This window comes from Brachybacterium sp. (assembly GCF_036379615.1).
Classification (GTDB): Bacteria; Actinomycetota; Actinomycetes; order Actinomycetales; family Dermabacteraceae; genus Brachybacterium.
Window position 1 is genome coordinate 35,868 of the sequence record NZ_DASVGJ010000056.1, and the last position, 19,981, is coordinate 55,848.

General features: G+C 69.5%; 16 protein-coding genes. 8 read left to right on the top strand and 8 right to left on the bottom strand.

The window, feature by feature from the left end; translation table 11 throughout:
* Positions 1-6 precede the first annotated feature (6 nt).
* Entirely contained in the window at positions 7-1,206 is a 1,200-nt protein-coding gene (locus tag VF289_RS10895) for an acyltransferase family protein (RefSeq protein WP_330883911.1), read from the bottom strand.
* 121 nt (positions 1,207-1,327) lie between these two features.
* On the opposite strand from VF289_RS10895, the gene VF289_RS10900 reads away from it, so the two are divergent.
* Together VF289_RS10900 and VF289_RS10905 are read left to right on the top strand one after the other, a co-directional pair.
* On the top strand, positions 1,328-2,632 hold the full coding sequence (locus VF289_RS10900; RefSeq protein WP_330883912.1) for a sensor histidine kinase: 1,305 nt from the start codon (positions 1,328-1,330) through the stop codon (positions 2,630-2,632).
* 16 nt (positions 2,633-2,648) lie between these two features.
* Positions 2,649-3,362 carry a response regulator transcription factor gene (locus VF289_RS10905; RefSeq protein WP_330883913.1) on the top strand — a complete coding sequence of 238 codons (714 nt, stop codon included), beginning with the start codon at positions 2,649-2,651 and terminating at the stop codon, positions 3,360-3,362.
* Positions 3,363-3,380: 18 nt separating this feature from the next.
* On the opposite strand, the gene VF289_RS10910 is transcribed toward VF289_RS10905, so the two are convergent.
* Entirely contained in the window at positions 3,381-4,277 is an 897-nt protein-coding gene (locus VF289_RS10910) for a formyltetrahydrofolate deformylase (RefSeq protein ID WP_330883914.1), read from the bottom strand.
* Positions 4,278-4,334: 57 nt separating this feature from the next.
* Positions 4,335-6,542, bottom strand: coding sequence for an MMPL family transporter (locus VF289_RS10915; RefSeq protein ID WP_330883915.1), 2,208 nt, complete (start codon positions 6,540-6,542; stop codon positions 4,335-4,337).
* A gap of 101 nt (positions 6,543-6,643) precedes the next feature.
* Between VF289_RS10915 and VF289_RS10920 the strand changes: the two genes are divergently transcribed.
* From VF289_RS10920 to VF289_RS10935, 4 genes are all read left to right on the top strand, one after another.
* Positions 6,644-7,237, top strand: a complete 594-nt coding sequence (locus tag VF289_RS10920) for a MarR family winged helix-turn-helix transcriptional regulator (RefSeq protein ID WP_330883916.1) — start codon at positions 6,644-6,646, stop codon at positions 7,235-7,237.
* 199 nt (positions 7,238-7,436) lie between these two features.
* The gene (locus tag VF289_RS10925; RefSeq protein ID WP_330883917.1) at positions 7,437-8,696 is read left to right on the top strand and encodes an aspartate aminotransferase family protein; all 1,260 of its coding nucleotides are present in this window, start codon (positions 7,437-7,439) and stop codon (positions 8,694-8,696) included.
* Positions 8,696-9,904 (top strand): ectoine hydrolase, encoded by a 1,209-nt coding sequence (gene doeA / locus VF289_RS10930; RefSeq protein WP_330883918.1) that lies wholly within the window; start codon positions 8,696-8,698, stop codon positions 9,902-9,904. Before VF289_RS10925 ends, doeA begins: the two co-directional genes overlap by 1 nt.
* 14 nt (positions 9,905-9,918) lie before the next feature.
* Positions 9,919-11,295, top strand: a complete 1,377-nt coding sequence (locus VF289_RS10935; protein ID WP_330883919.1) for an NAD-dependent succinate-semialdehyde dehydrogenase — start codon at positions 9,919-9,921, stop codon at positions 11,293-11,295.
* Positions 11,296-11,522: 227 nt separating this feature from the next.
* Here the strand turns inward: VF289_RS10935 and VF289_RS10940 are convergent, their stop codons facing one another.
* Positions 11,523-12,767: a tyrosine-type recombinase/integrase gene (locus VF289_RS10940; RefSeq protein ID WP_330883920.1), complete on the bottom strand. Its 1,245-nt coding sequence runs from the start codon at positions 12,765-12,767 to the stop codon at positions 11,523-11,525.
* 335 nt (positions 12,768-13,102) lie between these two features.
* On the opposite strand from VF289_RS10940, the gene VF289_RS10945 reads away from it, so the two are divergent.
* On the top strand, positions 13,103-13,321 hold the full coding sequence (locus VF289_RS10945) for a helix-turn-helix domain-containing protein (RefSeq protein ID WP_330883921.1): 219 nt from the start codon (positions 13,103-13,105) through the stop codon (positions 13,319-13,321).
* Positions 13,322-13,379: 58 nt separating this feature from the next.
* Positions 13,380-14,396 carry a tyrosine-type recombinase/integrase gene (locus VF289_RS10950; protein WP_330883922.1) on the top strand — a complete coding sequence of 339 codons (1,017 nt, stop codon included), beginning with the start codon at positions 13,380-13,382 and terminating at the stop codon, positions 14,394-14,396.
* 50 nt (positions 14,397-14,446) lie between these two features.
* Here the strand turns inward: VF289_RS10950 and VF289_RS10955 are convergent, their stop codons facing one another.
* The 4 genes from VF289_RS10955 to VF289_RS10970 form a co-directional block, all read right to left on the bottom strand.
* On the bottom strand, positions 14,447-14,776 hold the full coding sequence (locus VF289_RS10955; protein ID WP_330883923.1) for a metal-sensitive transcriptional regulator: 330 nt from the start codon (positions 14,774-14,776) through the stop codon (positions 14,447-14,449).
* 26 nt (positions 14,777-14,802) lie between these two features.
* The gene (locus VF289_RS10960; protein ID WP_330883924.1) at positions 14,803-16,941 is read right to left on the bottom strand and encodes a heavy metal translocating P-type ATPase; all 2,139 of its coding nucleotides are present in this window, start codon (positions 16,939-16,941) and stop codon (positions 14,803-14,805) included.
* Positions 16,942-17,364: 423 nt separating this feature from the next.
* Complete coding sequence (locus VF289_RS10965; protein WP_330883925.1) at positions 17,365-17,628, bottom strand: hypothetical protein; 264 nt, start codon at positions 17,626-17,628, stop codon at positions 17,365-17,367.
* A gap of 33 nt (positions 17,629-17,661) precedes the next feature.
* Entirely contained in the window at positions 17,662-19,935 is a 2,274-nt protein-coding gene (locus VF289_RS10970) for a heavy metal translocating P-type ATPase (protein WP_414644471.1), read from the bottom strand.
* Positions 19,936-19,981: the final 46 nt, after the last annotated feature.

Below are 19,981 nucleotides of genomic sequence, written 5' to 3' on the forward strand. Positions count from 1 at the left end.
CCGCCCTCAGACGCCGCGCCGCCCACGGCCGCCGAGCGCCCGTGGGCGGCGACGGCCGTTCAGCCATGCCCCGATCCAGGTGGAGCGGACGCACAGGTCGTAGCTCAGCAGCAGCACCGCCAGCACCATGGTGAGGGGGAGCGCGAGCTTGACGAGCAGGGGCAGGTCCAGAGGAGCCAGGGGCACGGCAGCCAGCATCAGCAGAGGCAGGTGCCCCAGGTACACCCAGTACGAGGAGTCCGCGAGGTAGCGCACCCAGGGGATCTCCCGGTCCACGAGCCGGGCGGTGATCCCCAGCAGAGCATGCACCCAGGCCCAGCCGGCGAGCGCCGTGGCCGCGGCGGTGACCGCGAGCGGCAGTGCCTGTGCACCGAGGAGGGACACGGGCGTGAGGACGAGGGCGGCCGCGAGATGCAGGATCCAGCGGCCCTGGATCCTCTCCAGCGCGCCTGGCCGAGCCTGCAGGAACCATCCCACCAGGAACGCCCCGGCATAGGCGACGCTCGCCCCGGCAACCGGCACCAGCGTGTACGGCTCGATCAGGCTCCCCGCGACGTCTCTCTGCAGCAGCAGTCCCGCGGCGTACGGCACAGCCGCCAGGAGGAGCCCCGCCGGACTGGACAGGGCCGAGCCGATCGCAGCCGCGGCGCGAGCGGAGCGCTCCGGCCCGAGCAGCTTCACGAGCACGACGCGCACCGCGAGCACGACCAGCAGGATCTCGAGCAGCAGGAGCAGGAACCACAGGTGCAGGGTGGGCAGGGCGAGCACCCCGGTGGGTGCGCCGGGTGCGGGGTCGGCCGGCAGGGAGATCCCGCGCCGTGTCGCATCGAGCACGGTCGCGAGCGCGATCAGCGCGAACAGGCCGGGCCAGAACGCGACCAGCGGCAGCCCGATCCGCAGCAGACGGTCCTTGAGATACGGGACCGCTCCGCGGCGCTGCAGGACCAGACGCCCGAAGTACCCCGCGAGCATCATGAACAGGCTCATGCGGAACAGGTGGATCGTGCCGACCACGAGGACGGCGGACCAGGAGTCGTGCACGTCGTCGACCATCCAGAGCCCGCCCGGGAGGAAGGGCATCAGTGCGTGCAGGAGCACGCCGAGCAGCAGGGCGCCGCCGCGCAGGGCATCGAGGTGGTGGAGGCGGGCGGGGGAGTCGGTCGGTGGGATCCTCGGGCGGTCCTCGCGGAGCAGTGGTGCAGACATGCTCCCGACACTAGGCAGGCCCTCTGCCGCGCGCCTCGGCCGATCGGCAGCACGGGCATCCACCGATCGGGGGAGGGTGCGCCCCTGGCGCCCGGGCACGGGGCGAGGAACACTGGAGGGCATGTCGACCCTCCCCGCGCCGTCGTCGGCGGAGGTCGAGCCGCCTGCCGCCGACGCCTCGGCCCGCACGAACACCCCGGTCCGTGCAGCGCCCTCGGCCGCGCCGCCTCCAGCACCGGCGCTGCGCGACGTCGGTGTCCCGACCCAGGGCTCCGGGCCGGGCCCCGTCGGACGGCTGCTCGAGATGTGGCTGCCGCCCCTGCTGCTGGTGATCTCCTGGACCGTGGGATGGATCGCCGCGCCCAGCTGGCAGGGCGAGGACCTGATCCTCCCGGCGCTCGTGCCCACGGCGGGCCTGCTGGCGCTGAGGATCCCCCTCGAGCGGGCACGGGTGCGGACGGGACCCGGCTCGCCCGTGCTGGTCGGCCTCTACCTCCTGCATCTGCTGATGGTCGCCGTCGCGCTTCTGCTGAACCCTCTGACCTGCATCTACGCCTTCGTGGGCTATCTCGATTCGAGCCGTTTCCTCACGGGCCGTCGCGCGCAGGCAGTGGTCGTGACGACGGCGCTGCTGTGCGCGATCGGCCAGGTCGGCGGGGTGCGAGTGGTCGTCGAGTCGCCGACGTTCTTCGCGGGCCTTGCGGTCGTCAACCTGCTGATCGCGCTGGGCATGATGTTCCTGGCCGAGGAGCGTGAGCGTGCTCTCGAGCAGAGGGAGCGGGACCAGGCGGAGATCGCCCGCGTCAACGCGGAGAACAGCCGCCTGCACGAGGAGCTGATGGCGGCGGCGAGGCGCGAGGGGATCGACGAGGAGCGCGAGCGGCTCTCCCGGGAGATCCACGACACGGTCGCCCAGGGACTGGTGGGGGTGATCCGCCAGCTCGAGGCGGTCCGGTCCGACATCGATCCCGATTCTCGCCACCGGGTGCAGGTCGCCGAGGAGGCGGCCCGGGACTCCCTGCTGGAGGCGCGGAGGGCGGTCGAAGCGCTCGGACCCCACCAGCTGCACGACGCGGACGTGGTCCAGGCGCTCTCCGGGCTCGTGGCCCGCTGGAGCCGCGCCCATCGGGTGGTCGCCACGTTCGATGCCGACGACGCCCCGGCCACCGGAGACCATGCTGATGTGCTGGTCCGCATCGTGCAGGAGGCCCTGGCGAACGTCGCGCGGCACGCCGGGGCCGGGGCAGTCCTCGTCACCCTCGCGATCCACGGGGACCAGCAGAGACTGGAGATCACGGACGACGGCGAAGGCTTCGAGCCCCGTACCGCCCCGCGGGGCACGGACTGGGGAACATGCGCGAACGGGCACGGCGGATCGGAGGACGCCTCGAGGTGCTCTCCTCGCCGGGCGGCGGCTGCACGGTGAGGGCGGTGCTGCCCCGATGAACACCTCGATCAGCGGCTCGATGGACGGTTTGAGGAGCGGTTCGAGGGGCGGCTCGACGGGCGCCGAGGACGAGCAGACCTCGCCGCCCCCATCTCCGGTGAGGGTGGTCGTGGTCTATGACCATCCTGTGGTGCGCGACGGGCTGGTCGCGATGCTCGGCACCGATCCCGGGATCCTGGTGGTCGGCACCGCCCAGGACGGCGAGGAGGCTCTCGAGGTCGTCACCGGACGGCGCCCGGATCTGGTGCTGATGGACCTGCGGATGCCGGGAGCCGGAGGTGCCGCGGCGATACGTGCCCTGCGGGCCGACGGCGCGACGGGACCGCGGATCCTCGTGCTCACGACCTACGGCACCGACCGCGACATCCGCAGTGCGCTCGAGGCGGGGGCCGAGGGCTTCCTGCTCAAGGACGCACCGGGCGAGGACGTGATCCGTGCGGTCCACGACCTCGCGGACGGGCGCACCGTGCTCGCCCCGGTCGCGCTCGCGGCTCTGACCGGAGCGCGGAGACCGGAGGCCGCGCTCAGCCCCCGTGAGGCGGAGGTGCTGCGACTGGTCGCCGAGGGATGCACCAACCGTGCCGCCGGCTCGCGCCTCGGCATCGGCGAGGCGACCGTGAAGACGCACCTGATGCACGTCTACGAGAAGCTCGGGGTGGGGGACCGGGCCTCCGCGGTGCGGGCGGCCTGGGAGCTCGGACTGGTCTGAGCCGAGCGGGGTGCGAGGTCAGCGGAAGACGATCGTGCGCGTCCCGTCCAGCAGCACGCGGGACTGGGCGAACCAGGTCACGGCCTGGCGCAGGGTGCGCACCTCGGCGTCCTGTCCGATCGCCATCAGCTCCTGGGGCGACCGGGTGTGGTCCACCCGCAGCACCTCCTGCTCGATGATCGGTCCCTCGTCGAGGTCGCTGGTGACGAAGTGGGCGGTCGCCCCGATCTGCTTCACTCCGCGTGCATAGGCCTGCCGGTAGGGGTTCGCCCCCTTGAAGCCGGGCAGGAAGGAGTGATGGATGTTGATCGAGCGTCCGGCGAGCTCGGCGCACAGCTCGGGGGAGAGGATCTGCATGTACCGGGCGAGCACGACCAGCTCGATGTCGTGCTCTGCGATCGCCTCGCGCACCCGGTTTTCGAAGGCGGCCTTCGCGCCGTCCTCCTTGGTGGGCATGTGCTCGAAGGGCACTCCGTAGAAGCCGGCGAGCTTCTCGAGGGTCGGATGGTTGGCGAGGATCAGCGGCACCTGGATCGGCAGATGCCCGGAGTCGACCTGGAAGAGCAGGTCGTTCACGCAGTGCTTCGCGGTCGAGCCCAGGATCAGGGTGCGCAGCGGCCGTCCCACCTCGTCGATGCGGTGCTCCATGTCGAAGCGCGCCACCGCCGGAGCGAGCGCGGCCTCGAGCTCCTCCGCGGTGGCAGCGGTGCTCACCTGGAGCCGGAGATAGAAGCGGTGGGTGGTGCCGCTCTCGAACTGTCGGCTCTCGGTGATGTTCCCGCCCACCTCCACGATCGCGCCGGTGACCGCGTGGACGATGCCGGGGGCGTCCGCGCACACCACGGTGAGGACGTACTCGCGGGCCGCCGCGAAGGTGTCGGGCGTGGTCGGGGGGAGAGGGATGCCGCTGCTCATGTGCTCAGTCTAGGAACCTCCGCACGGCGCGGGAGGGAGCCCGCGCCGCGCTCTCGGTCACTCCTGGCCGCGCCGCCACAGCCTCGAGGGCCACCAGATCACCTTCCCGAGGTCCAGCGCGAGCGCCGGCACCAGCAGTGTGCGCACCACGAACGTGTCGAGCAGAACACCGAACGCGACGATGAACGCGATCTGTGCGAGGAAGAGGATCGGAATCACCCCGAGGGCCGCGAAGGTCGCCGCCAGCACCAGTCCGGCCGAGGTGATCACCCCGCCGGTGACGGAGAGCCCGCGCACCACCCCCTCCCGTGTGCCGTGCTGCAGCGACTCCTCCCGCACCCGGGTCATCAGGAAGATGTTGTAGTCGATGCCGAGTGCGACCAGGAACACGAAGCCGTACAGCGGAACCGCCGGGTCAGCGCCGGGGAAGTCGAAGAGGTTCTCGAAGACCAGGGCCGATGCTCCCAGCGCGGTCCCGAACGACAGCACCGTGGTCGCGACCAGGAGGATCGGTGCCAGGATCGAGCGCAGCAGGAGCATCAGGATGAGCAGGATGACCACGAGCACGATCGGGATGATCAGCGTGCGATCGCTGGCAGAGGCATCGTTGGTGTCGATCGATGTCGCGGTCTCGCCGCCGATCAGGGCGTCGATGTCCTGCGCGCCGAACTCGGTGCGAAGAGCACGGACCGTCTCCTCCGCAGCGGCGGAGTCCGGGGCGTCGGAGAGCGTGGCCTGGAGGAGAACGTCCCCCTGCACGACGGTGGGCGCCGGGGACGGTGCCCCGGGCGGTCCCAGGGGTTGAACGCCCTCCTCGGTCACCGGCGCGGAACCGCTGGGGGACTCCGCCGCGGTGACGGTGACCGAATCGACCCCGTCCGCCGCCAGGAGGAGCTCAGCGGCCTCCTGCAGGGAGGATTCGTCGACGACGACCTGTGCCGGGGAGCCGGCTCCGCCCGGGAAGTGCTCGCCCAGCGCGGCCTGTCCGTCGCGGGCCGAGGACTCGGCCAGCACGAGGTCGGACTGCGGCACGCCATCGGCCTGGAGCTGGGTCACTCCCAGACACCCCACGGCGAGCACCAGGGCGGTGACGATCCAGATCGGCCGCGGCCGACGTCGCACTGCGAGGGCGATCCGGCCCCAGACACCGTGGTCGGACGGGTCGGCGCCGGCATCGGACGCGTCGGGCTCGAAGAGCGGCCGACGCGGCCAGAAGGCGACGCGGCCCAGGGCGTAGAGCGCCGCAGGGAGGAACGTCAGCGCGGCCGCCATCGCGAAGAGGATGCCGATGGATGCCACGGGCCCCAGAGTGCTGTTGGACTTCAGATCGGACAGCAGCAGGCACAGCAGTCCGGCGATCACGGTGCCTCCCGAGGCCAGCACGGGCTCGATCGTGCCTCGCATCGCCTTCATCGTCGCCGGCCAGCGGTCCTTGGTGTGCCTCAGCTCGTCGCGGTACCGGGCGACGTAGAGCAGCGAGTAGTCGGTCGCAGCCCCGATGACCAGTATGAACAGGATTCCCTGGGTCTGGCCGGACAGCAGCAGCACGTCCGCTGCGGCGAGGTGCCAGATCGTCAGCAGCGCGGCGCACAGCGCGAAGATGCTGGTGGCGAGCACGACCAGAGGCAGGATCACCGAGCGGTAGACGACGATGAGGATGACGAACACGGCCGCGAGCGCCACGGCGAGCAGCAGACCGTCGATCCCCGAGAAAGCCGCGGCGAGGTCCGCGGTGAACCCGGCCGGACCGGTGACGTACGCAGACAGCTCCGAGGGGAGGTCTGCGGCGAGGTCCTCCTCGATCTGCGCGATCACCTCGGAGATCTCCGCATCGGGGTCCAGCGGAAGGAACACCTGCGCAGCCAGACCGTCGTCGGAGAGGAGCACAGGGGAGACGTCGCCGCTGACCTCCTCGACATCGGCGAGCGCCGCGGTCGTCTCCTCGAGCGTGGCGAGCGTCTGCTCGTCGATCTCCTCGGGTGAGGTGATCACGATGATCGCGGGGATCGACTCGGAGCCGAGGAACTCCGGCGCGACGAGAGCGACCTGGGTGGCGTCGGCGGTCTCGGGGAGGTAGGTGGTGCGATCGTTCGAGGAGACCTCGTCGACCCGTCCGAAGTACGGGCCGCCGATCCCGGCTGCGAGCAGCCAGCCCACGATCAACAGCGCGGGGACGAGCACGCGGAGCGCGCGGGGGGTCCGCGGCCGTGCGGACCGGTGGGTGGGCTCGCTGGTGGGGCCCGAAGAGTGCTCCGAGGAAGCCATGGTCGTCCCTTTCGACGTGCGGTGAACGGGCACAGTCTGACACATGTATGTAGTTAGCCGAGATATCTACTTGTGATGCTCGATCCGCGTATCATGGCGCCATGAGTGACCGCCCGCCGCAGCAAGGGAGTCGTGATCCTGGGGCTGCGGTCCCGTCGCTGTTCAGCCTCGCCTCCAGTGATCCCGATCAGGAGCTGGTGGACCGCAGCGGCCTCAGCCCTGAGGACATCGCGCAGATCGATGGACTGATGACTGCGCTGTCCCGGCTCCGCGCGGCGGAGCGGGAGCTCTCGGAGGCCTCCCTGCGATACATGCAGCTGGGGGAGACGGACATGCGGGCGCTGCACTTCCTGATCGTCTCCGAGAACATCGGCATCAGCGCCACACCGGGCGCGATCGCGCAGAACCTGCAGATCTCCACGGCGTCGACCACCAAGCTGCTGGACCGGCTCGAGGCCGCCGGGCACATCCACCGGACGCGGCATCCCTCGGACCGACGGGCGCTGGTGATCACCATCGAGCCCGAGACGCGCCGCACGGCGATGCGGACGATCGGCGTCCAGCAGGCGCGCCGCGTGGACGCGGCGCGGCGCCTGCGGCCCGCCGAACGTGAGATGGTGACCCGCTTCCTCCAGGACATGGCCGAGGAGATCTCCCTCGAGGGTCTCGACTGGCAGGCCCAGGATCCACGCTGAGCGGTCCCCGCTGACCGATCGGTCGGCACGGTGACCTGCGGGAGCAAAGTCGGTGATGTCCTCGCCGACCTGGTGCTTGACGGGGTGGGCGCCACCGGGTGAGAGTCAGCTCACCGGCAGCACGTGCCAGATGGGGCGGTCTTCGCCAGGAGCCGGTATCGAGGAGCATCGCCGCCCTTCACCGCGACGGGAGGTCCCCATGGACACCAGCATCTTCGAAGAGCATGAGTCCGAGATCCGCGGGTACTGCCGCGCATATCCCACGGTGTTCGCCTCGGCCTCCAACGCCCGCCAGGTCTCCGAGGACGGTACGAGCTACATCGACTTCTTCGCCGGGGCCGGGGTGCTGAACTTCGGGCACAACAACCCGCGGATGAAGGAGGCGATGATCGACTTCCTGCAGGCCGACGGGGTGGCGCACAGCCTGGACACCTACACCACCACGAAGCGGGACTTCATCGCCCGCTTCCACGAGGTGGTCCTCGCGCCGCGCGATATGGACCACAAGCTGCAGTTCATGGGCCCCACCGGCTCCAACGCGGTGGAGGCGGCGCTCAAGCTGGCTCGCCTGAGCACCGGACGCCGGGAGATCGTGGCCTTCAGCCACGGCTTCCACGGCATGACCCTCGGTTCGCTCGCCGCGACCGCGAACCACGCCTTCCGTCAGTGGGCCGGGGTGCCGCTCACCGACGTCGTGCGCCTGCCCTTCGAGACCGCTCCCGGCGGGCGCACCGGAGTCGCCGACTATGCGGCCGCGCTGCGGGACCCCTCCAGCGGTGTCACACCGCCGGCAGCCTTCCTCATCGAGCCGGTCCAGGCAGAGGGCGGCGTGAATCTCGCCAGCCGCGAATGGCTGCACGAGATCCAGGACCTCGCCCGCGAGGTCGGCGCGCTGTTCATCATCGACGACATCCAGGCGGGGGTCGGCCGCACCGGTGGCTACTTCTCCTTCGACGGGATGGGCCTGGATCCGGACATCATCACGCTGGCCAAGGGACTCGGCGGCTTCGGCACCCCGATCGCGATGAACCTCAACAAGCCGGAGGTCGACGCGAACTGGTCCCCGGGCGCCCACACCGGCACTTTCCGAGGGCAGGGGCTGTCCTTCGTGGCAGGCACGGTGGCGCTGGACTACTTCACCGACGAGGCCTTCCTCGCCGGGGTGCTCGCCAAGGGCGAGCAGATGCGCGGGGCGCTCGACGCGATCGCCGCCGCCCATCCCGACCAGGAGTGGGAGGTGCGGGGCCGAGGCATGATGCAGGCCCTGGACACCGGGGACGGGACCTTCGCCAAGCAGGTCCAGCAGGAGTGCTTCGAGCGTGGCCTGCTGATCGGGCCCTGCGGCAGCGGAGGCCGGGTGATCAAGCTGATCCCGCCGCTGACGATCCCCGAGGAGGATCTCGCGGCAGGTCTGGACCTGCTCGCACAGGCCGTCGACGCCGCGGCGAAGGCCGTCTGATGCGTCGCCGGTCCGACATGACCTTCGCCCCCGAGGAGTACGAGCGGCGGCTGGGGGAGCTGCGGGGAAGGATGGCCGCGCGGGAGCTGGACGCGGTGATCATCACGGATCCCGAGAACCTGATGTACCTCACCGATTACCAGACCACCGGCTACTCCTTCTTCCAGGCCCTGGTGGTGCCGCTGGAGGCGGATTCGGTGATGATCACGCGTGCGCTCGAGGAGTCCAACGTGATCGCGCGGACCTGGCTCGAGCACTCGCGCCCCTACCCGGACAACGGCGACGCCATCCTCGAGCTGGTCAGCACCCTGCGCGACCTGCGGCTCGCGGACTCGAAGGTGGGCTACGAGCGCAACAGCTACTACTTCCCCGCCTATCAGCAGGACCGCTTCCACGACGCCTTCGGCGAGGGGCTGGTGGACTGCTTCGGCATCGTCGAGGAGGGCCGGGTCCGCAAGTCGCCCGCCGAGATCGAGGTGATGCAGCTCGCGGCCTACGCCGGCGAGGCCGGGATGGCGGCGGGGCTGGGCGCGGCGATGTCCGGGGCGACCGAGAACGACGTCGCCGCCGCGATCACCTCGGCCATGTTCCGTGCGGGCGGGGAGTTCCCGGCGGTGGTGCCCTACGTCGCCTCCGGCCCCCGGTCGATGATCGGCCACTCCACCTGGGAGGGGCGCATGATCCGCCCCGGGGAGCATGTCTTCCTCGAGGTGGGAGGCTGCTATCGCCGTTATCACACGGCGATGATGCGCACCGTGGTCAACGGGGCGCTGTCCGACTCCATGCACGCCGCGCAGGAGCTCATGAAGCAGACCCTCGCTGAGCTGCGCTCCCTGATGAAGCCGGGGGTCACGATCTCCGAGATCGCCGAGCTCACCCGCTCCCGGATCGAGAGCAACGAGGTCGGGGCGCAGCTGGTCACCCGCGCGGGCTACTCGATCGGCATCGCCTTCCCGCCGTCCTGGGACGAGGGCTACATCGTCTCCCTGCTGGAGGGGGACGAGCGAGAGCTCGAGGAGGGCATGACCTTCCATCTGCTGCCATGGATGTGGGGGGTGGACGGGGACAAGACCGTCGGCATCTCCGACACCGTCCACGTCACCGCCGATGGCTGCGCGTCCTTCTTCACCCTCCCGGAGGATTTCACCGTCCACGAGAGCTCCGCTCGATCCTTCCCCGCCGGCGCCGTCCTCGCACCACGCTTCTGAGAGGAGCAGCACCCATGACCATGCTGACCGCCATCGATCCCACCACCGGCGCCGTGGTGCGCGAGGTCCCCGCCGCGACGCCGGAGGAGATCACCGAGATCATCGGCCGCTCCCGCACCGCGTACACCTCCTGGAAGGGGACGACCCTCGCCGAGCGCGCCGAGGTGCTGCGTCGCGTCGCGGCCACGCTGCGCGAGCGCACCGAGGAGCTCGCCCCGCTGATGACCGAGGAGATGGGCAAGCCGATCGGCGAGGCCCGCGGCGAGGTCGCGAAGTCGGCGTGGGCCGCCGAGCACTACGCCGAGTTCGCCCCGGAGTACCTCGCCGACGAGCACCTGGAGTCGGATGCGACCTCGTCCTACGTCCAGTACCTGCCGCTGGGACCGGTGCTCGGGATCCTGCCCTGGAACGCCCCCTTCTGGGTCGCCTTCCGCTTCTGCGCCCCGGCGCTCATGGCCGGCAACACCGCCATCATGAAGCACGACCCGCACGTGCCCGGCTGCGCCGAGGCGCTCGAGCGGGTGTTCCGGGAGGCGGGTGCTCCCGAGGGCGTCTTCCAGACCCTGCTCGCCCGGACCGAGGACGTCGAGCAGGCGATCCGCGATCCCCGGGTGCAGGCGGTCTCCTTCACCGGTTCCGACCGGGCCGGGGCGCAGGTCGCCGCCGTCGCGGCCAGCGAGATCAAGCCCGCGGTCCTCGAGCTGGGCGGCTCCGACCCGTGCATCGTGCTGGCCGATGCGGACCTGCAGAAGGCCGCCGAGGTCTCGGCGCTCTCACGGATCATCAATGCCGGCCAGTCCTGCATCGCCGCGAAGCGCGTGATCGTCGAGCGCTCCGTGCATGACGAGTTCGTCGAGCTGCTCGCCGCCCAGCTGCGTGACCTGCCGGTCGGTGATCCCCGGGACCCGGCCACCAAGGTGGGGCCGATCGCCCGCAAGGAGCTGCGGGAGAACCTCCACCGCCAGGTCACCGCGAGCGTCGAGGCCGGCGCGACGCTGGTGATGGGCGGCGAGATGCCGGAGGGGGAGGGCTTCTTCTATCCGGTGACGATGCTGACCGGGGTGGAGCCGGGGATGGCCGCCTGCACCGAGGAGACCTTCGGGCCGATCGCCGTGGTGATCGCCGCGGACGATGCCGAGCACGCCCTGGCGCTCGCGAACGACACGCCCTACGGTCTGGGCGCCGCGATCTGGACGGAGACCGAGCGCGGCATCGAACTGGCCCGGCGCATCGAGGCCGGACAGGTCGCGGTCAACGGCATCGTGAAATCTGATCCACGCTTGCCCTCCGGCGGGATCAAGCGCTCCGGCTACGGCCGCGAGCTGGGCCCGCACGGCATCCGCGAGTTCACCAACGCTCAGCAGATCTGGGTCGGTCCGACGACGAGCTGAGGACTCCGCACCCGGAACGCAGAACACCCTCCCACCAGCAGATGGGAGGGTGTTCTGTCTCGGTCGGGCTGACAGGATTTGAACCTGCGACCCCCTGACTCGGAGCGAACTAGGGGTAGATTCCCAGGTCGGACGACGAATGCGCTGGCAGTGAGCGGATACTTGTAGCCACACGCTTCACGGAGGTTCCGGGATGTGACCGCCAAATCCCGCCGCTAGCGGTCACTCTAGCGGTCACTTTCGAACATGGCGGCTGCCGCAGAGACCACAGCCTCCGTGCTCGTGACCGCCGTGTACCGCTGCCGATTCACGGCTGCCGTATGCCCGAACAACCGAGTGCGGGTCGCCTCCGGCAGCACGTCGTACAACAGGGTGTTGTTCGTCGTGCGCCACGAGTGCCCGCGCTCATTCTCGAACATCTCGATGTTCAGCTTCTCGCCCAGCTCCTTGTACATCGCCGCGAGCTTCCTGTCCCGGTTGCGCGGATCCCACGGCTTGGCCGGGTCCGTCGGCGACGGGAACAGCCACGGAGAGCCCGACTCCAGCCTCGCCGCCAACCGCTTGCTCACCGCAGGGGCGAGGACAGGGACCGGGCGACCCGTTCGCGTCTTCGTGGCCTCCGGCGACAACTCAACGATGAACGTGCCCGAATCGTCAACGTGGCAGTCCTCCGTGGGCCTCATGCACAGCTCGGAGGTCCGCAGCCCCGTCGTCGCCTGCGCGAGCACGATGTCGATGCACGCGGCCCGCTCGACCACCCGCTGCCCGTGCGTCCACCGTCCACGCTTCGGTGCCTCCACGTCCTCCGGATCGGCGGCCAGCAGGTACTCGATCGCCGCGCGGTACTGCTCCGCGGTCAGCGCCCGGCCGCCCCGCGAGTATGCGGGCTTCTTCGCTCCGGACAGGTCGAGATCCAGCTCGATCAGGGGGTTGTACTCGATCACCTCATCCACGCGCAGCGGCGCCGCCAGGTACTTCTTCGCGACCGTCTTGGCATGCTTCGCGTTGACCGCACCATGCTGCCTCCCGATCTCCTCCAGGCACGAGATCAGGGCTCGAGGCCGCATCGCCTCTCGCAGCGACAGACCGGCCAGAGAATGGGTGTGCTTGCATCCCTCGTCGCCGCACTCCCCGCGCAGAAGCCGGTACGCGAGCTCGTAGCGCCGGGTCGTCGTGTCGGCCAGTCGCTCGGCACGGATGGCCGGGAGCGTGACCTTGTCCAGATAGTCGAGGGTGTCGCTGGTGCCCTTCCACTTGCCGTCGCTGGAACCGCTCAACAGGTCTGCAGCCCGCGCCCTCGCTCGAGCCCTCACCTTGCCCTTTGTCGGCCCCTGAGTGAGCGGGCGCATGAGCCGCCCGCTGTTGAGCCGAATCGACCATCGGATGGCGAAGCCGTCGCGGTACGGGAATACCTGAGCCCGGTCGATGCTGTGCTCTCCAGGTTCCAACCTGGTGGTCGCGGCGCGGGACATGCACCCACCTCCTCTCGCCGATCACATCAGCCTACGGTCATCGCGTCCTCGACCAAAGACCCTCCGACGTACTCCCCAGCCCAGAGAAGGTCGACGCGGTCTGAGCCCTCGTCGCCCTCTGCACCTCCTGCACGGACATCGCGTGCGTCCCCCGCGTGGCCGTATCGAGGCACTCCTGCTGGTTCACGAGCAGGTCGGACCAGGCGCACATCGCGTGACGCACAGTGAGCCCGCCTGCGTGCGCCGTTACCTCCGCGACAGGTTCCGTGAGCCCCCGCCCACTGTCGCGAAGTACAAGGGCCGGACCGCGGCCCCGCTCGAATCCGGAGGACACGATGCCCCGCAAGCCCGCACCCCGCGATGTCGTCACGCTCGACGAACTGATGACCGCCAACGAAGTCGCCGACGTCCTCGGCCTCGCCGCCGGAACCCTCGCCAACTGGCGCACCCTCGGCCTGGGCCCTGCCTACGTCAAGCTCGGCGGCCGCGTCCGCTACCGCGTCTCCAACATCAACGACTGGGTCTCCAGCCAGGAGAATGAGAGCGCAGTCTGACGCCCGCTACCGGGCACCACGGGAGCCCCTGAGCTCTCGAGCTTTCCAAGGAGTCCACATGAGCAGAGCCCTCGACACACGGACGGCACCGCCCACCCCCGTCACGCTCGAGGACGCCCAGAGTGTCGGCGCCCTCCTCGCCAGCAGCCGCTCCGCCGAGACGCGACGCTCCTACGCCTCCGCCATGCGCACCTTCACGGCCTGGTGCCGGGTGTGGGGCTACCCGAGCATCCCTACAGGTCCGGAGGTGGTCGCGTCCTACATCGCGCACCGCGCCGAACTGGTCGCCCACTCGACGATCTCCCGGGATGTCGCCGCGATCTCCGCCGCCCATCTCGACAAAGGTCTTGGCGATCCCACCGCCCATCACGGAGTCCGACAGGCGCTCCGCTCCGCCGGGAGAGCCCTGGGGACTTCACCGTCGCGCCGGGCGACTCCACTGACGACCGTCCTGATGCGTCAGGCCATCGACGCGATGGACGATCTCGAGACCGCGACCGGCAAGCGTGACCGTGCGATCCTCCTCCTCGGGCTTGCCGCCGCACTGCGTCGCCGCGAGCTCGCAGCCCTCACCACGAACGACATCGCCCGTCAGGGCGCCGGCCTGCTGCTGCAGATCCGCCGCTCGAAGACCGACCAGACCGGGAGAGGAGACCTCATCGGCATCCCACTCGGGGCCCACTCCGAGACGTGCCCGGTCCTCGCACTCGAAGCATGGTTCGAAGCTAGCGGTAGGAAGTTGGGGGTTGGGAGTCCGCTGTTCTCTCGGATCTACAACCACTCCCGTATCGGCGACACCGCACTGTCGGACCGCTCGATCGCCCGCATCATCCAGGCCCGCGCCGCAGCAGCCAACATCAACGAGAAGGACTACGCCCACATCGCAGGAGTCGCCCAGACCTGGGTCTCGGGACACTCGCTGCGCGCCGGACACGCGACATCCGCCGCAGCGGCGGGCGTCGACTCGATGACCATCTCCCGCACTACCAGACACCGTCGACTGGACTCACTCGCACGGTACGTGCGCCCCGCCAGCGCCCTCGAAGACTCCACAGCCGGCAAGATCGGACTGTAACCGCACCGCGGCCCGCCTACGAGAGAGAGCAAGCGGTCCCCGGGAACGCGTCACGCCTTGACGAGGCGCCGTACCGCGTCGGAGGCCTCCTTCAGTTTGATCTCGGCTGCTTCTCCGCCTTCCCGGGCGGCGTCGAGGACGCAGTGACGGAGGTGGTCGTCGAGCAGTCCCAGCGCTACATTCTCGAGTGCGCTGTTCAGGGCAGAGATCTGGGTGAGGATGTCGATGCAGTAGACCTCCTCGTCGACCATCCGAGAAATCCCGCGGGCTTGGCCTTCGATGCGCTTGAGGCGGTTGAGGTAGCGGGGTTTGTCCTGGATGTAGCCGTGGGGTCCGCTGTGGCAGACCTGTTCCTCGGTGGGGTCAGGTGCAGTGCTCATGAGTGATTCCATTCGGTGAGGGAGGGTCAGTGGCGAGCTCGGACGGCCGCGACGGTCGCCTCCGGGCGAAGGTCGAGGCGTCGCAGGAGCTGGGCGTTCAGGGCGACGACGATGGTGGACAGGGACATGAGGATCGCGCCGACGGACATCGGCAGCACGAACCCGATCGGGGCGAGGATCCCCGCCGCGAGCGGCACGGAGATCAGGTTGTAGCCGGCTGCCCACCAGAGGTTCTGCTTCATCTTTCGGTAGGCGGCGCGGGATAGCTCGATGACTGAGAGCACCGAGCGTGGATCGGAGCTGGCGAGCACGACCCCGGCGGAGGCGATCGCGACGTCGGTGCCGGCACCGATGGCGATGCCGACATCGGCCTGGGCGAGGGCAGGGGCGTCGTTGACGCCGTCGCCGACCATCGCGACCTTCTTGCCCTCCTTCTGGAGCTGGGCGACCTTCGAGGACTTGTCCTCGGGTCGCACCCCGGCGAAGACCCGGTCGATGCCGAGCTCCTTGCCGACGCTGTTCGCGACCGCCTCGGCGTCACCGGTGATCATGACGACCTCGACGCCCAAGCTGTGCAGGGCATCGACGGCGTCGCGAGATTCGGGGCGTACCTCGTCGTGGAGCTTGAGACCGCCGATCACCTCGCCGTCACAGAGGACGTGGAGGATGATCGCGCCCTCCTGGCGCCAGGCCTCGGCCTCGTCGACTTCGCTCACTCCGGTCTCCTCGAGCAGGCGGGGACCGCCCACGCGGATCTCGTGCCCGTCCACCTGGGCACTCACGCCGAGTGCCGGAGTGGAGCTGATGTCTGAGCCCGCAGGGATCTGGGCTCCTTCGGTCTGTGCCTTGGCGACGATGGCGCGGGCGAGCGGGTGCTCGCTCTCCGCCTCGGCGGCAGCTGCCAGGGCCAGCACCTCGGTCTTGTCCGCGCCGCGGGTGATGATCTCGGCGAGGACGGGCTCGCCCTTGGTGAGGGTGCCGGTCTTGTCGAACAGGACGGCGTCGACGGTGCGCATTGCTTCCAGGGCCAGGCGGTCCTTCACCAGGACGCCGCCGCGGGCGGCCCGCTCGGTGGCGATCGAGACGACCAGCGGGATCGCGAGCCCCAGCGCGTGGGGGCAGGCGATGACCAGGACGGTTACCGTGCGAACGACGGCATCATCGGGCATGCCGAGCAGTGACCAGGTGATCGCGGTGATCACGGCGGCGCCGAGAGCGAACCAGAAGAGCCACGCCGCAGCTTTGTCTGCGATGCGCTGTGCCCGGGAGGTGGAGTTCTGCGCCTCGGTGACCAGGCGCTGGATTCCGGCGAGGGCGGTGTCGTCGCCGGTGGCGGTGACTTCGATGCGGAGGCTGGAGTCGGTGGCGACGGTGCCCGCCACGACGGAGTCTCCGGTGGAGCGCGTCACGGGGCGGGACTCGCCGGTGACCATGGACTCGTCCACGTCGGCGCGGCCTTCGCGGATCGTGCCGTCAGCCGGGACGCTCGCCCCGGGGCGGACGAGGACGAGGTCGCCTCGCTGCAGCTCGGTGGGCGAGATGCTCACGAGCTCGTCGCCTTCGATGCGTTCTGCCATGTCCGGGAGTAGTGCGGCCAGGGAGTCGAGCGCGGAGGTGGTCTGGGCGAGGGAGCGCATCTCGACCCAATGGCCCAGCAGCATGATCACGATCAGCAGGGCGAGCTCCCACCAGAACTCGAGCTGGCGGTCGAGGATCCCGAGGGTCGCCCCCCAGGAGGCGATGAACGCGACCGTGATCGCGAGCCCGATCAGGAGCATCATCCCGGGCTGGCGCGAGCGGATCTCGGAGACGGCGCCGGTGAGGAACGGGCGGCCGCCCCAGACGTACATGACGGTGCCGAGGATCGGGGCGATCCCCATCGCGCCGGGGACATCGGGAATGCTGTACCCGAGCAGCATCGCGAACATCGGCGAGAACACGACAACCGGAACCGCGATGATCAGGTTGATCCAGAACAGCCGCCGGAACTGCCCGACGTGGTCCCCGTGACCGGCGTGACCGCCGTGCGCTGAGTGGCCCTCGTGTCCCGAGTGGTCCTCGTGGTCTCCGTGAGTTCCGTGGTCGTGATGCGCGTCGGGTGCGTCGTGCTCAGCAATACCGGTGTGGGCGCCCTGAGGTGTGGGAGAAGGATGAGAGTGCTGCATGCCGGGTCCTCCGTGGTCGTGACGGGGTGGGTGGTTGCCAGCGTTCATGCACCCGACCATATACCCCTAGGGGGTATATGTCGAGGAGTTGGATTCCGCTGTCAGCATCGGCGTGATCGAGGAGTTGAGGCGCGGCACCAGAGCCATGACGTCGGCGGCGGCATCCAGGCCGCTGACTCCGACGAGCCGACCTGCTCGGTCGTGGGTGAGAAGGAGGGGAGAGGTAGAGACGGCGCGCGTAGCCCCGAATCGGCGGTTGTGGTGATCCCCTCGTGCTGAGCAAACTCCCGGACTGCGGCCGACCCCGCAGCTCCTGCACCGATGACGAGAACGTGCGTCGTGTCGGGCATTGCCGAGCTCCGATCTATATGGGGGAGGGGGCGCACTGTCTGACAGTGGCCCCCTCCCGCTGAGCGGTGGTCCTCAGGCGGCGACGTACTTCTTCGGGTCGGCGTCGAACAGCGGGCCGCAGCCGGCGCAGCACAGCCAGTAGCGGGTGCCCTCGTAGTCGCGGAACAAGCCCGCGGCCTCGGCGGTGCTCTTGACGACGGGCCTGCCCTCCATCACCGGACAGGTGGCCATGTCGTCCTCCGCGGCGCCCATCAGGTTCGGGCGCCCCTCGGACTCCACGGAGGAGTGGGAGGTGTGGCCGCAGCAGCTGGAGGTCTGGTCGGTCGTGTCGTTCATGGGGTTCCTTCCATAGGGTTTCTTGCGGAGGGGTCAGTGCTTCGCGATGGAGGTGAAGCCGCGCAGGCGCAGACTGTTGCCCACGACGAACACACTGGAAAAGGCCATCGCGGCGCCGGCGAGCATGGGGTTGAGCATGCCGAGCGCGGCGATGGGGATCGCGGCCGTGTTGTAGGCGAACGCCCAGAACAGGTTGGTCTTGATCGTGCCGAGGGTCTTGCGGGACAGGCGGATGGCATCGACGGCGCTGCGGAGGTCACCTCGCACCAGGGTGATGTCGCTGGCCTCGATCGCGACGTCGGTGCCGGTGCCCATCGCCAGTCCCAGGTCGGCCTGGGCGAGGGCGGGGGCGTCATTGACGCCGTCGCCCACCATTGCGACGGTGCGGCCCTCGCGCTGGAGGCGGGAGACCACATCGACCTTCTCCGACGGCAGCACCTCGGCGATGACCTCGGCGATGCCTACCTCGGCAGCGATCTGGCGGGCCACGGCCTCGTTGTCGCCGGTCAGCAGGACCGGGGTCAGACCCAGCGCCTTCATGGCGGCGACGGCCTCAGCGCTGGTGGGCTTGACCGTGTCAGCGACCACCAGGATTCCCCGGGCGATTCCGTCCCAGCCGATGGCGACGACGGTCTTGCCCTGTTCCTCGGCCTCCGCCTTGGCAGCGGCGACCGCGGGGCTCAGCGCCATCTGCGTCTCGGCGAGGAGGCTCTCTCGGCCGACGACGACAGCCCGTCCTTCGACTGTGCCGCGCACACCCTTGCCTTCGACGTTGGTGAAGTCCGAGAGTGTCGGGAGTTCGCCGACCTCCTGGGTGGCGCCCTTGGCGATCGCTTGGGCGATCGGGTGCTCGGAGAAGTCCTCGACGGCGCCGGCCAGGCGCAGCAGCTCGGCGCGATCGGTGCCTTCATCGGTGACGACATCGGTGAGGGTCATCTTGCCGGTGGTGACGGTACCGGTCTTGTCCAGCACCACGGTGTCGACCTTGCGGGTGGACTCGAGCACCTCGGGGCCCTTGATCAGAACACCCATCTGGGCTCCGCGGCCGGTGCCCACCAATAGCGCGGTCGGAGTCGCCAGACCCAGCGCGCAGGGGCAGGCGATCACGAGCACGGCGACGGCGGCGGTGAAGGCCGCGGTGACGGGGAACCCGGCGCCGAGCCACGCCCCGAGGGTGAGCGCGGCGACCAGGATGACGATCGGCACGAAGATCCCCGAGATGCGGTCGGCCAGGCGTTGGACCTCGGCCTTGCCGGTCTGGGCGTCCTCGACGAGCTTGGCCATCTGGGCCAGCTGGGTGTCGGAGCCGATGCGCGTAGCACGGACCACGAGCCGCCCGCCGGCGTTGACGGTGGCACCGGTGACGGCGTCCCCCTCACCCACCTCGACGGGGACCGACTCCCCGGTGAGCATGGAGGCGTCGACCGCAGAGGTGCCGGAGACGACGGTGCCGTCGGTGGCGATCTTCTCGCCAGGGCGGACGATGAAGTCGTCACCCTCTACGAGGTCGTCGATGGCGATCTTCTGCTCCTGGCCTCCGCGCAGCACGGAGACTTCTTTCGCACCGAGCTCGAGCAGGGCGCGCAAGGCGGCGCCGGCCTGGCGCTTGGAGCGCTTCTCGAAGTAGCGGCCGGCCAGGATGAACATCGTGACACCCGCACCGACCTCGAGGTAGATGTTCGCTGCCCCGTCGGAGGGCGCGATCGTCAGCTCGAAGGGGTGAGTCATGCCTGGGGTGCCGGCGGTTCCGAAGAACAGTGCGTACAGGGACCACAGCAGGGCAGCAGAGGTGCCCATCGAGATGAGCGTGTCCATCGTGGCTGCGCCGTGCTTGAGGTTCGTCCAGGCCGCCTTGTGGAACGGCCAGGCGCCCCACACGATGACCGGGGCCGCAAGCGCCAGCGAGAGCCACTGCCAGTAGGTGAACTGAAGGGCGGGGATCATCGCCATCGCGATGACCGGGACGGTCAGCACGACCGCACCGATCAGCCGGTGGCGCAGGGAGGTGAGCTCCGGGTCGGAGCTCTCCTGATCGTCCCCAGGCGTGTTCGCTGAGTCCTTGCGGGTGGCGGGCTTGGGCAGTGCGGCGGTGTATCCGGTCTTTTCGACTTCACTGACGAGCAGCTGCGGATCGTAGCCCTCTGGGGCCGTCACCTTGGCTTTCTCGGTGGCGTAGTTGACGGTCGCGGTGATGCCGTCGAGCTTGTTGAGTTTCCGCTCGATCCGGTTCGCGCAGGATGCGCACGTCATGCCGCCGATCTCCAGCTCGATGCCGGCTTCCGCGATGAGCGGTGTTTCGGGGTTCACTGCAGGTCCTTTCCGATCTGTTGAGACGGTCGATCCGGCCCCATGG

Bases quoted from the DNA above. Each gene is read 5' to 3' on its own strand.
- VF289_RS10895 (WP_330883911.1), bottom strand. From the start codon at position 1,206: ATGTCTGCACCACTGCTCCGCGAGGACCGCCCGAGGATCCCACCGACC.
- VF289_RS10900 (WP_330883912.1), top strand. From the start codon at position 1,328: ATGTCGACCCTCCCCGCGCCGTCGTCGGCGGAGGTCGAGCCGCCTGCC.
- VF289_RS10905 (WP_330883913.1), top strand. From the start codon at position 2,649: ATGAACACCTCGATCAGCGGCTCGATGGACGGTTTGAGGAGCGGTTCG.
- VF289_RS10910 (WP_330883914.1), bottom strand. From the start codon at position 4,277: ATGAGCAGCGGCATCCCTCTCCCCCCGACCACGCCCGACACCTTCGCG.
- VF289_RS10915 (WP_330883915.1), bottom strand. From the start codon at position 6,542: ATGGCTTCCTCGGAGCACTCTTCGGGCCCCACCAGCGAGCCCACCCAC.
- VF289_RS10920 (WP_330883916.1), top strand. From the start codon at position 6,644: ATGAGTGACCGCCCGCCGCAGCAAGGGAGTCGTGATCCTGGGGCTGCG.
- VF289_RS10925 (WP_330883917.1), top strand. From the start codon at position 7,437: ATGGACACCAGCATCTTCGAAGAGCATGAGTCCGAGATCCGCGGGTAC.
- doeA (WP_330883918.1), top strand. From the start codon at position 8,696: ATGCGTCGCCGGTCCGACATGACCTTCGCCCCCGAGGAGTACGAGCGG.
- VF289_RS10935 (WP_330883919.1), top strand. From the start codon at position 9,919: ATGACCATGCTGACCGCCATCGATCCCACCACCGGCGCCGTGGTGCGC.
- VF289_RS10940 (WP_330883920.1), bottom strand. From the start codon at position 12,767: ATGTCCCGCGCCGCGACCACCAGGTTGGAACCTGGAGAGCACAGCATC.
- VF289_RS10945 (WP_330883921.1), top strand. From the start codon at position 13,103: ATGCCCCGCAAGCCCGCACCCCGCGATGTCGTCACGCTCGACGAACTG.
- VF289_RS10950 (WP_330883922.1), top strand. From the start codon at position 13,380: ATGAGCAGAGCCCTCGACACACGGACGGCACCGCCCACCCCCGTCACG.
- VF289_RS10955 (WP_330883923.1), bottom strand. From the start codon at position 14,776: ATGAGCACTGCACCTGACCCCACCGAGGAACAGGTCTGCCACAGCGGA.
- VF289_RS10960 (WP_330883924.1), bottom strand. From the start codon at position 16,941: ATGCAGCACTCTCATCCTTCTCCCACACCTCAGGGCGCCCACACCGGT.
- VF289_RS10965 (WP_330883925.1), bottom strand. From the start codon at position 17,628: ATGAACGACACGACCGACCAGACCTCCAGCTGCTGCGGCCACACCTCC.